This window comes from Bacteroidota bacterium, assembly GCA_016722375.1.
Lineage (GTDB): Bacteria > Bacteroidota > Bacteroidia > Chitinophagales > LD1 > Bog-950.
Window position 1 is genome coordinate 314,986 of the sequence record JADKJG010000006.1, and the last position, 12,505, is coordinate 327,490.

A 12,505-nucleotide genomic window follows, 5' to 3' on the forward strand; every position below is an offset into this window, starting at 1 on the left:
AATTAGACAAAAACAGTACAGACATTCCATTCATCTTGTTAAAAAAATCCGGGAGCGCGACCAACCGTCTTTGCTCCCGGATAAGTTTTGGTCTTACTTGAAAACAACAAGCAGACCTACGACCATTGCGAAGAAGGCAGCTCCTTCCACCAAAGCGGCGGTCAGAATCATGTTGGCGCGGATATCGTTCGACGCTTCAGGCTGGCGGGCAATTGCCTCTACCGCGCCTTTACCGATTTGACCGATACCAACTCCTGCACCCAAGGCGGCGATTCCGGCGCCCAAAGCGGCAATACCGTAACCTATTCCGAGGTTAGCTACTTCTAATAAAACTGTGTTAAGCATGATGTTTGGTTTTATAATGAATGAATGAATAAATACAATTAAACGATGGATTCTTTATGATTATGTGACTGCTCTACGGCCGCGCCAAAATAGAAGGCCGAAAGCAGGGTAAATACATAGGCCTGAATCAAGGCGACCAGTATTTCCATCAAACCCATAAATACATTGAAAAGCACCGACACAATGCCTACGCCGAATCCTAGCCCGGTGTGCATTTCACCAAAAATAAAGATGAGGCATAAGAAAGACAGGGCGATGATATGGCCCGCCAGAATGTTGGCAAACAATCGGATCATCAATACAAAGGGACGAAGAAAAATGCCCATAATTTCGATGGGTGTCAAAATAATTAAGACCCATTTAGGAACGCCCGGCATGGCAAAGATATGGTGCCAGTAGTGCTTGTTTCCGTTCAGAGTGGTTATCACGAAGGTGAAGACCGCCAGCAGACCAGTCACGGCTATATTGCCCGTCAGGTTGGCTCCGCCGGGTATCACCGGAATGATTCCCAACATATTGTTGATCCATATAAAGAAGAAAACCGTCAGCAGATAGGGCATGAATTTTTCGTACTTGTGTTTGCCAATACTCGGGATAGCCACTTCATCGCGAATAAAAACAATCAAAGGCTCCATGAAAGACTGCAAACCACTGGGCGCTTTGTTCGGGTTTCTCTTATACGCAGAGGCGATAGATAAGAAAACAAAGAGCAACAAAGCCACACTGAAAAAAAGCGAAGCCACATTCTTGGTAATCGAAATATCATAAAGACCGGCCATAGCGGCTTCGTCCTTTTCACCCGCTTCGTTTACAATAAGGATATGATTATTCTCATCTAATCTATAGTTGTATTTTCCCTGAACGGTGGCATGTCCGTGCTCAAATTTGCCGGACATGAACATATCCAGACCTTTTTCCGCGGTATATAATATGACCGGAAGGGGGATAGAAACTGCCTGCTCGCCTTCGCCCATGATATGCCAGTCGTGCGCATCTGAAATGTGTTCAAGAATCAGCTTGCCTGAATTAAACTTCTCCTCTGATGCGGCGTGGTCATGACTCGTTTCTTCGCCAGCAAAGACCGAGGGAGAAAGGAAGGTGAAAACAGCAAGAAAAAGAGCTGTTAAAGCAGATTTAAGGATCGTGTTTTTGTTTGAAATCATCATAGCTTTTCAAAAGCGGGTGCAAACATAAAAGAATCCATGAATTGAGGAAAGATTGCGAGGAAAAAGAAGGGGAATTTGCCAATCAGAGGAGGAGAATATATCCTAATATCATCCAATGAAATTTGAAACTACAAAAGTTTCTAAAACTTTTGTAGTTTATAAGAACCGGTTAGATACTCGCCGTCTGCACCGAAACGTTGCTCCACAAACCAGCGCCTCTGCGCCCTACGGCGCGAACGCGAACCCAATAAATTTTTCCAGGCACCAAGTCTTTTATTGTGAGGCGACTGCCAATCACCGTAATGTAATGTTTGAAAAACTTGTCCTCCGGTCCGCTGTCCGAAAGCTGCACTTCATAAGCCTCTGCGGCGGTCACCTTGCCCCAGATAGCACGCAGACTTCCTAGAGAACTCCATTGCCGAACACGTATTTTCTGCACCTGAGCTACCGGTGGACGAGCCGCCGGTAGCTCTGCCACACCAAACCCACTGCTCAATATCTTTTCCACATCGCCCATAGAGGCCATCTGTACATAAGCCCCCAGTTGCCGCACCAGTTCCAGCAATTCGGCGCGTCGCAAATTCATAATCGCTACTTGCTCTTTATCGCGGTTGCGCGACATTTCATACGCCTTCGACAAATCTCTTGCTGCCTGCAACATCACCGCCAGGGTGGGCGATGGGTTGGGGAAGTTCACGTTCCCGGTCATCTCTTTAATGATATGTATCAACCTTAGCGATTGTTCCGGCACCGTAAGCCCATAGAACCCTAATTTTACTTTTGCCATATACTCCTCGTTTTAATCTGTTTCATGCCGCATCCAAGCTATCCTACGCTTCTTCGCTGCTCTGATGAATTTCTTCTTTTTTATTTTGTCTTTTTCCAGTTCTATTTCTTGCTGATTGCCTTTCGTTCTACTTGATTTCCTTAACAAATGTACTGAATGGTTGATTTAAAAACAAGCCTTTCCTTCTATTTCTACGCGAAACGGGGCTAAATGTTGCTTTTTAAGCACTGCATTGTAGGCTTTCATATCTAATCTTATACGATTTCATAAAAATAGTATGCTATTTTATAAAAACCGTGTATCATTTTTACAAAATATTGTACTGTTAAAATGAAATCGTTTATTTTTTTTATAAAAAGGTAAACTCTTCTTAAATAACTGTATACTCTAATTATAATTCAGTTTATGATTCTTAGATAATAGTTTACTATTTATAGGAAATTGTAAGCTATTCCAAGCTAATCAACACAACTTAGCTTGTAAGTGGTGTGACTTAGCTCCTAACATGCCATACTTAGACAGATAAGCACACCTGTTTGTTTAGAATCAGCATTAAATAGAAACAAAGACGTTGTAGTTTGACCGGATTCCATTAGTCTTGAATGATAAGAAGGATGGTTTAGGAAGAAATGAAGGAAGGATGAAAGGAAAGCAGCGTGTGTTAGGATGTAAGTGGTGCGCGATAGCTTTGAAGTGGCGCATCTATTTAAAGAGTGATGCTTTCGACTGATTTTTCATACCTTTAATCCATAAAACTACCCGCTATGAAGAAAGCACTACTCCCTCTTGTTTGTTTTTTGGTGATTGGATTTGGTGAAGTGAAGGCGCAGTGGGTAACGATACCGGACGCGAATTTTGCGGCTCTCTTGCAGCAGAAGTTTCCCGGTTGTATCAATGGAAGTTTGATGGATACAACGTGTGCTGGAATAGTAGGAGCAAGAGCCATCAATTTTTCTTGGGAAGCGATAACCAATTTAGAAGGGATACAGTTTTTTGACAACTTAGATTCTCTTGATTGTAGCGATAATTCTATTACGGGGTTCCCATCTCTTCCCCCACAATTGAAATATTTGGATTGTCGATTTAACGAAATAACAAGCCTTCCAAATCTTCCAAATTCATTGACAACCTTAAGATGCTACGAGAATCAACTTTCAAATTTCCCTACTCTTCCCTCTTCCTTGGATTTTTTCGATTGTGGTTATAACCTTTTGACTTCTTTACCTCCACTTCCCACGACCTTGACTTTTTTAATTTGCTCTCAAAATCAGCTTGTCAATCTAGGAACGCTGCCTAACGGCCTGATATCCCTTTACTGCAGTTGGAATCAAATAACTACTATACCATTTTGTCCTGATTCATTATCCGAATTGCATTGCGAGCTAAATCATCTCTCCATCTTACCATCTTTGCCAAACTCCTTAAAGGAACTTAGTTGCGGCAGCAACCCTCTCATGAATCTACCGGCGATGCTACCTGACTCATTACAATTTTTGAATTGTAGCGACAATCAACTCACAAATCTACCACCGCTTCCACTCAGCTTAATTAGCCTGGATTGCAGCTATAACTACCTCACTAATCTAGGGCAACTACCGTTTCTTGAAACCCTATTCTGTTCACATAATAATCTGCAAACCTTACCCACCCTTCCGGGTTCATTAGGATATCTTTACTGTGAGAATAATTTTCTCACAACCCTTCCCGCCATTGCCAGTGATGTTTTCCCTCTATTGCGATTCTAATCAAATTACGAGTTTGCCTCCCATCTCGTACTTGTGGCACCTATCTTGTTCAAATAATAGACTAACTAGTTTACCGAATCTCCCATCATCGTTATCGGAGCTTAATTGCTCGTACCATAACTTAAGTGCAATACCTGACCTTACCCATTCCATGAGCAAATTTATTATTGATGGAAATCCACTGATCAAGTGTATGCCCTCGCTAAAAAAGTATGTAGGCTCAAAATATAACTTCTCCATAAGAGGAACTGGTATTCAGTGCTTCCCCTTAGCTATAGAACATACCGGAATTATAACTGCGATTGATTCTATGCCAATTTGCAATTTATTCAATGCAAACGGATGTCCATTGGGGTGGAACATTCAAGGCAATATCTACATGGATGCAAACAATGACTGTGTGCAACAAATCAATGAAGTAAATCTTCATTCGTTGAAATTAAATCTGTTCCAATCAGGCAATTTGGTTCAGTCCGGATATTTTATGAGCAACTATAGTTTTGATACAGATTTATCGACTTATACCGTAGCGGGAGATTCTACCGGCCTGCCTTTTACATTCGCATGTCCCAGGTCAGGGGATACTACATTAAATATTACGGCTCTTGATTCGCTGAAGAAAAATATAAATTTTGGCTTTAAGTGTAAGTCAGGCTTTGATTTAGCTGCATGGAGCATTGTCGGCAATCGCTTTCGTCCGGCATGGAATGAAATGGTAAATATTAAAGCCGGAGATATGGCTAATGCTTTGGGGGGTGCGTGCGCCAGTGGCGTAAGCGGTATTGTCAATGTTACGATAACCGGTCCGGCTAAATTTGTATCGCAAGCGCTGAGTGCATTAACGCCAAGTAGTTCAAGCAGCAACTCCGCTACCTGGAATATTGCCGACTTCATTACGGTCAATTCTACTAAGGATTTCAATATCATCATCCAACCTGATACTACGGCACAAGCAGGGCAGCAAATTTGCATTACCGTTTCAGTTTCTCCAACCACCGGAGACAACAATCCAACCAACAACGTATTGACTCAATGCTTTGAAGTACGTACTTCCTACGACCCTAATGATAAAGCCGTTTATCCCAGTGGAGATATATTACCCGAACAAGACTGGCTCACCTACACCATCCGCTTTCAAAACACAGGAAACGATACGGCGATTCATGTTCAAATCATAGATACGCTCGATAGCGATATTGATATGGCGAGTTTCAAGCTCTTGGCTTATAGCCATGAGAACATCACACAGATATTAGAAGGCGGCATTGTGAAGTTTAACTTCCCGAATATCTACTTACCGGATAGCAATGTGAATGAGCCATTGAGTCATGGCTATATTCAATACAAGGTAAAGTTGAAAGACAACCTGCCCATCGGCACAAACATCAGCAACACCGCCTACATCTATTTTGATTTCAATGCACCGGTAGTCACCAATACAACAACGAATACTATTTCAACGGCGACGGCTGTTTCTCCCTCCCCTTCGGGGAGGGGCGGGGTGGGGCTTTTTCCCAATCCCGCACACAACACCTTGACCATACTCACCTCCGGTTCTAATGAAAACATCACTATCACTAATTTATTAGGGGAGCTTATGTTTCATGAAAGAACATTAAACGGAAGAAAAGAGATTGACATTTCACAATGGCCGCAGGGCATGTACTTTGTCAATCAGCAGAAGTTTGTGAAGCAGTAAAACATTTTTTTATAAGCGCATCGTTCGCATAAAATCTACCGTTATCTGAATGTCGTTGTAGAGAACCCGGTCGTGCGTGAGCGTGGGTACGAGGTGGCGATAATCACTTTTTATTTTTTCGATAAGAGGTGAGCTTTTGAGCGGTCGCCGGAAATCGAGTGCCTGCATAGCCGTCATGAACTCGATGGCCAATACCTTTTCGATGTTGTAAACTATTTTGTAGGTTTTGACAGCCGCATTGGCACCCATGCTCACATGGTCTTCTTGTCCATCGCTACTGGTGATGGTGTCCACACTGGCGGGGGTGGCGAGTTGTTTATTCATCGAAACAATGGCGGCGGCGGTGTATTGAGGAATCATCAAACCGGAATGAAGGCCAGAGTCTTCAATCAAAAATTTAGGAAGGTTGCGCTTGCCACTGAGTAGTTGAAAAGTTCTTCGCTCAGAGATGCTGGCTAATTCACTCATAGCAATGCCGAGATAATCGAGCGCGATAGCGAGCGGTTCGCCGTGAAAGTTGCCGCCACTGAGAATAAGATTTTCCTCTTCAAAGATGAGCGGGTTATCGGTCACGGCGTTGATTTCACATTCAAATACTTCGCGCACCTGTGCAATGGCAAACTTCACTGCTCCATGCACTTGTGGCACACAGCGGAACGAGTAGGGGTCTTGCATAGTGTTCTTGGCCTGTTCGGCAATTTCACTTCCTTTCAAAAACATGAGCACATTGGCAGCGCTTTCAATTTGCCCTTTGTGGTTGCGCACTTTTTGAATGGCCGGATGAAAAGGAGTGATTTCACCATAGAAAGCATCGAGCGAAATAGCTGCCGTCAGGTCTGCCAGTTTTTCTACGCGCTCGGCTTCGATGATGGAGTAACATCCCCATGCACTCATAAACTGTGTGCCGTTGAGCAAGGCTAATCCCTCTTTGGCTTTGAGGTGGATAGGTTCAAGTCCGGCATCTTTCAGGGCGATACCGGTCTCCAATTTCTCACCTTTGTAACGAACCATTCCTTTGCCAATCAGCGGCAGGGAGAGATGTGCCAGTGGAGCGAGATCACCGGAGGCACCGAGCGAACCCACTTCCCAAACCACCGGTAGGATGTCGTGATTGTATAAGTCTATCAACCGCTGAATGGTTTTCATCGTGATGCCCGAATGACCTAAAGCCAAGGACTTCACTTTGAGCAGCATCATAAGTTTCACCACTTCTGGTTTCACTTCATCACCCATACCGCAGGCGTGGCTCATCACTAAGTTTTTTTGAAGCTCTTCTAATTGATCCGGCGGAATCTCTTTATCACATAAGGCTCCAAAGCCGGTGTTGATACCATAATACCGCGCACCAGGTTCAGCGATTTTGTGTTCAAGAAATTGGCGGCAAGAAATAATTTTCTTGATCGAATCGTCCGTCAGTTCTATCTTCATGTCTGAAGCAAGAAAGAGTCGAATGTCGTCAAGCGTCAGTTCTTTGCCAACGGGGAAAGTAGGTCTATTCATAATTATAAGGCTTTGGGAAATTCATTCATATACTTCGGCAATATAGGATAGATACTGCCGCATGACTCAATCAACCGGTGGCGTTTCTCGCTGGTCATGATGAATGGATTTGAGGATGAAGTAAAACAAAAAAAGCAGAGATAGGAAACTCTGCTTTTAAAATTTGTTGGTCAATGGATTTACCCGTAAAGAACCGTCATCTCCATCACGCGGCTGATGAGCGATTCAAATAAAATTCGACCATCGGTATTCAACAACTCTTTTTCCGAAGCTCTTTCGGGATGTGGCATCATGCCGAAAACATTCTTTTCGACGTTGCAGATACCGGCGATGTGGTCAATAGATCCGTTCGGGTTCGCTTCATGGCCAACCTCCCCATGTTCATCGCAATATTTGAAAAGCACTTGATCGTTTTCATAAAGCGATTGAAGGGTGGCATCGTCGCAATAATATCTTCCATCGCCATGTGCAATAGGAATCTTCAAAATATCTTCATCATGAGTCTTGCAGGTGAGGAGAGTTTTATTGGTCTGCACCTTTAAATAGATGTTCTTACACTCATACTTCATGCTATCATTCCGCAACAAAACACCGGGAAGCAGATGCGATTCGCAAAGAATCTGAAAGCCGTTACAAACCCCAAAAACTTTTCCTCCCGATTTAGCAAACTGAATGACCGCCTCCATCACGGGGGAGAAACGAGCGATAGCACCGGTGCGCAAATAGTCGCCATAGCTGAATCCTCCGGGAAGAATGATACAATCGTTTGTAGCGAAATCAGAAATATCGGTTTCCTTGTGCCAGATGTAGCGGGCTTCGCTACCCATCACTTCCTTCACTACGTGATACATATCCCGGTCGCAGTTGGAACCAGGGAAAACTACAATGCCAAACTTCATGATTCGATGGTTTTTAATAATGACGGCAGATACTGTCCTGCCAACACGAGCAAAATTAGAATTAAATGAATCACTTCGTAAATCCAGACTCTTTTCACCTGCATTATCAGCATAGAAATGATGATAGCCAGCGGCAAACTCAGCCAAAGGATGTGGGTGAGACTGGCATATTGCAAAAGCAGGAAAGAAACTAGGCTGAGTACGGTAAAGACAAGCAGCAACAAAGCAAATTTTCGCGTCTGAATGACCGAAGAATAAATAGCGGCAGGCAACATTACGTATGAAACCATACTAATGAAGCCCAACACACCGAGCAATGCCCACTCCATTTGTGTGAAATGGAATCCGTTCAACCAGTTTATGGAATGATTGTTTTCTAAAAGCGAAAGCAATATCGGCAGATCATCTATCCAGAAGTAGAAGGTAAACACCAGAAAAAATGGAGCGATAAATCCGAGAAAAAGTATCGTCCATTCTCGATAGCTGAACGCCCGAACGGTTGCCAGTCCTATATATCCAAACAGTAAAAAAAGAATGGAAGGAAAGTAAAACAAAGAGGCAATGGCAATCAGAAAGCCAATGTCGAATATGTCTCCGTTCGCCTTTTCTTTTCGGACGATAGAAAATATTTTACCGGTGGCAGCAATCAAAAAAGTAAAGGAAACCGCCGCCGGATCCAACAACAAAAACTGGGGCAGAAATGAGGAAAAAACAATAAAGATAGCACCCGGCAAATAGTTTCTTTTTGATAGAATTTTATTGGAATTGACAATATCGTTTACCCAAATAGCCTGTATAAAACATAGCAGCGCGGAGAGAAGGACACTCAGCGTTAAATAGGGAATAGGGATGCGCAACAGCAAACCGAAAAGTCCACTGCTCAAGGGTTCCTGATGCAAGAAAACCGATTCTGTATTGGGTGAGTGCGAGACAAAATAAAGCCGAAATATGACCAGATAAATGAAATATAACAGAACTACTAAAGGGTTGTTGGATTTGAAGATAGATAGCATTGCAACTTTTTAAAAGGCGATTTTTAGTAGGCGCAATGAATTGCTTTTATAACTGGGAATCACCACCTGGTTTGGCGTGATCTGTTTTCCCAATTTTGGCAACAGCAAAACATCATTATCGTTTTGACTTAATAGTGTCTTTTTTTCACTGGTGCCATCGCTATTGAGGATATATTGTGTCAATGTGCCGCCACCCATCAGGTCATCTACATATATAAGCCTCAGTTTGTCCTTTTCATTCATAATCAAAAAAGAAGAGTAGGCGCCGTTGTCATCTTCGCTCTTCTGCGTTTTGCGCATGACCGAATTCCATTCCATGGTTCCATCGGGTGCAATAGAAAAGGCAATGACATCGTTAAATTGAAATGATTCGGAAGTTCGATAAGAATTAAAACCCGGTTGAAAGCCAGAAGAAACGGGTATTTCACGGGTGTCTTTAATGAATGATTCGGCCAAAACCATCGCACCGCCATCGTTCCGCAATAAGGCTTTTCGGATATTGAAAGTATAGAGCCGCGAAATATCTCCCGGTTGCCGACCGGTTAGTTTTACCATAAAGTCGTTGGGAAAACTGATGTACTGCGAGGCTAATGGAATCCCATTGGCCGGATCAAAAGAAGAATAGAAGATGCCCGTAGCAGCAGATTCTCCAGAAGGAGTGATCTCACCAAAAAACCCGCATACGACCAGATTGCCATTTTTACTATCCAGCTCGAAAGAAGATTCGCCAAATACCGTTCGTTCAATAACTAAGCGATAGGTAGTTAAATCTCCTTGGTTACTGAGCCGATAGGCATCGTAATTGCTATGGCCCTCTTGATCTGGCGGGCGCAACATGTACAAAGCATTCCCATCATTATCTACCAAAGATTTCGAGTCCTCCAGTTCTTGCTCGTCGCGGTTTATAGGTACGGTTCGGTGGTAAAGCGGTTTTAGAGATTGGTCTAAACACAAGAATTGTATGGACTCGACCTTGTTTCCGTTGAAATAAGGATAATAGATCAATAGATTTGATTGGTCGGGCGAAGCTCGGAATCGCAAATTGGAAGCCACTAAATCTTTCCTATCCACAATGGTGTCAATCACTAAAGGTTTTCCGATCTCTGCATAGCTGGCGCTCACGGGCTGCGCCATCAGGACTGAATATTTCTTCTCTTGCAATAAGTAAAAGATCACGGCACCGGATCGGTTAAGCATGATGTGTTGCAACAATCCGCTCTGATTTCTAAAGTCAATAGTTTTACCGGAAATTAGTTTCAACTTATCATCGAAAACATCCATGATATCTTCGGTGCCATAAAGCCTCACCACCACTCCATCGTTGTTTTTCCCAATCACGCGGAAGCGACTGGCTTTGGCAGGCAGGCGATAGGGGTTAGAAATTTCCACCACTTGGGCGGACAATGAATAAATAACAAATAGTAAAAAGAAAACCGGCAGCCATTTCATCGGTTCAAAATAAAGTCTTTTTTGCTGCTAATACAGAGGATGTTATTCAGGATACACTTCACGGTATCCTTCATTGGTCAGGATGAACCCCCGGCCATTGGCTATCAGCCAGTCTTTTTCAACCAAACAGCGAATGGCTTTGTCATATTGGTCGAAATGATAGCGGTCTTCATTTTGAAGAGTAGCAAGTAAGGCGGGTAACAAAAGAATATCGTTCTTGTCAATACGTCTTTTTCTGAAATCAGCTAAGATAATTTCAATGGTATCTGCCAGTGAATAATGCCGGTAAAGATACTCGTAGCCTAGGGCGGTGAGGCGATAAGTATCATCGTCCACATTTACATAACCTTGCTGAACCAGCCCACTCATTTCTTCCTCGAAACTTTGCTGACTCTCTTCCTCCCAAAGATGAACGCTGGCAGAAATATGGCGGGGATACAAGACTCCGTTTGCGGGTATTCGGTGTTTGCGAAAAATATCGAAAATCTTTTCTGATACAGATGAGTTCATAGCTTGGGGTATATGAATGGATAGAATATCAGCGGTTTTATTTCGGCATTAATCAACTAAAGGTAAATATTTTTCTGAATTGGGAAATGTTTTTATCCACCCATTTGTTTGCCGCCCGATCATATATTTGACCTTCCATGACCAAGCACATAGCCGACCTTCGCATTGAGCCATTCCGCTACGATTTACCAGATGAGCGCATTGCACGCTACCCACTGTCCGAACGAGATGAAAGTAAATTGCTGGTTTACCGTTCTGGAGAAATCTGGGAAGATACTTACCGAAATATTGCTGCGCACATCCCCACAGATTCACTTCTGGTTTTCAATAACACCAAAGTCATTCATGCCCGCTTGTTCTTTCCAACTGCCACCGGAGCCCAAGTAGAAGTCTTCTGTCTGGAACCTGCCGGCGAACAAATAGACATGGCCTCTGCCATGGTAAAAAAGGAATCTACTCGATGGAATTGCCTGATTGGGCGAGCCAGCAAATGGAAAGAAAAAGTGTTGGTGATGAAGACCGATACCTTCACGATGCAGGCAGAAATTGTGGAAAGAAATTCTGATGCTTTCGTAGTTGAATTTCGTTGGACACCCATTCACTTTACCTTCGCTGAAATATTAGACCGTGCGGGTGTAATGCCTATTCCTCCTTATCTGAAACGAAGCGCCGACCAAACAGACCAGACTCGCTACCAGACCGTCTTTGCCGAATATGAAGGTTCTGTGGCTGCGCCAACAGCCGGTCTTCACTTCACGCCTCGTGTTTTTGAATCATTTGCTCAAAAAAATATTCAGACCACCTTTCTCACCTTACACGTTGGAGCGGGAACATTTAAACCGGTGACTGCTGAAACCATCGGAGCACATGAAATGCATGCAGAAGTGATCTGTTTGTCCAGAGCTACTATTCAGCAAATTAAAGATGCCTTGGAGCGACCGATGATTCCGGTGGGCACTACTTCGCTTCGCACTTTAGAGAGTTTATATTGGATGGGGGTGAAAGCCAAATTGAATCCATCTCTTTCTGAGCAGGAAATCGAAATCAGTCAATGGGAGGTTTATAAGTCACTGCCAGATGATATTTCTGCTTCTGATGCTCTGGATGCTTTACTTTTATGGATGAAAACAAAAGGGTTGGAAACCTTGCTTTGTAAAACGCAGATTCTTATCGCCCCCGGATACACATTGAAAATTGCGACGGCGCTCATCACTAACTTCCATCAACCTTCCTCCACCTTGTTGCTCTTAGTGGCGGCCATTGCCGGAGGGGATTGGAAGAAAATTTATGATTATGCGCTGACTCATGACTTTCGCTTTTTGAGCTATGGCGATGGGTCGCTGATTTTTGCGAGAAAATGAAGTGCGCTAAAGTTTTTCGTTTTTAATTGCT

11 protein-coding genes are annotated in these 12,505 nt (G+C 43.3%); 3 read left to right on the top strand and 8 right to left on the bottom strand.

Annotated features, from left to right (window positions below):
* Window positions 1-93: 93 nt before the first annotated feature.
* The 3 genes from atpE to IPP77_10630 all read right to left on the bottom strand — a co-directional run bounded on the left by atpE (window position 94) and on the right by IPP77_10630 (window position 2,298).
* Window positions 94-345, bottom strand: coding sequence for an ATP synthase F0 subunit C (gene atpE, locus IPP77_10620; protein MBL0310104.1), 252 nt, complete (start codon window positions 343-345; stop codon window positions 94-96).
* A gap of 38 nt (window positions 346-383) precedes the next feature.
* Window positions 384-1,511, bottom strand: a complete 1,128-nt coding sequence (gene atpB, locus IPP77_10625) for a F0F1 ATP synthase subunit A (GenBank protein MBL0310105.1) — start codon at window positions 1,509-1,511, stop codon at window positions 384-386.
* Window positions 1,512-1,680: 169 nt separating this feature from the next.
* Window positions 1,681-2,298, bottom strand: a complete 618-nt coding sequence (locus tag IPP77_10630; GenBank protein ID MBL0310106.1) for a fibronectin type III domain-containing protein — start codon at window positions 2,296-2,298, stop codon at window positions 1,681-1,683.
* Between the two features lie 764 nt (window positions 2,299-3,062).
* Here IPP77_10630 and IPP77_10635 point away from each other — a divergent pair.
* Window positions 3,063-4,043: a hypothetical protein gene (locus IPP77_10635; protein MBL0310107.1), complete on the top strand. Its 981-nt coding sequence runs from the start codon at window positions 3,063-3,065 to the stop codon at window positions 4,041-4,043.
* Between the two features lie 151 nt (window positions 4,044-4,194).
* Window positions 4,195-5,742 carry a T9SS type A sorting domain-containing protein gene (locus IPP77_10640; protein ID MBL0310108.1) on the top strand — a complete coding sequence of 516 codons (1,548 nt, stop codon included), beginning with the start codon at window positions 4,195-4,197 and terminating at the stop codon, window positions 5,740-5,742.
* A gap of 9 nt (window positions 5,743-5,751) precedes the next feature.
* Here IPP77_10640 and hutH read toward each other — a convergent pair whose 3' ends face one another.
* The 5 genes from hutH to IPP77_10665 form a co-directional block, all read right to left on the bottom strand.
* Complete coding sequence (gene hutH / locus IPP77_10645) at window positions 5,752-7,242, bottom strand: histidine ammonia-lyase (GenBank protein MBL0310109.1); 1,491 nt, start codon at window positions 7,240-7,242, stop codon at window positions 5,752-5,754.
* Between the two features lie 179 nt (window positions 7,243-7,421).
* Window positions 7,422-8,141, bottom strand: coding sequence for a phosphoribosylformylglycinamidine synthase subunit PurQ (gene purQ, locus IPP77_10650; GenBank protein MBL0310110.1), 720 nt, complete (start codon window positions 8,139-8,141; stop codon window positions 7,422-7,424).
* On the bottom strand, window positions 8,138-9,154 hold the full coding sequence (locus IPP77_10655) for a hypothetical protein (protein ID MBL0310111.1): 1,017 nt from the start codon (window positions 9,152-9,154) through the stop codon (window positions 8,138-8,140). The genes purQ and IPP77_10655 overlap by 4 nt, the downstream gene beginning before the upstream one ends.
* A gap of 9 nt (window positions 9,155-9,163) precedes the next feature.
* On the bottom strand, window positions 9,164-10,603 hold the full coding sequence (locus tag IPP77_10660) for a hypothetical protein (GenBank protein MBL0310112.1): 1,440 nt from the start codon (window positions 10,601-10,603) through the stop codon (window positions 9,164-9,166).
* A gap of 42 nt (window positions 10,604-10,645) precedes the next feature.
* Window positions 10,646-11,113 (bottom strand): hypothetical protein, encoded by a 468-nt coding sequence (locus IPP77_10665; GenBank protein ID MBL0310113.1) that lies wholly within the window; start codon window positions 11,111-11,113, stop codon window positions 10,646-10,648.
* 137 nt (window positions 11,114-11,250) lie between these two features.
* Between IPP77_10665 and IPP77_10670 the strand changes: the two genes are divergently transcribed.
* On the top strand, window positions 11,251-12,474 hold the full coding sequence (locus tag IPP77_10670) for an S-adenosylmethionine:tRNA ribosyltransferase-isomerase (protein MBL0310114.1): 1,224 nt from the start codon (window positions 11,251-11,253) through the stop codon (window positions 12,472-12,474).
* The last annotated feature ends 31 nt before the right edge of the window (window positions 12,475-12,505 follow it).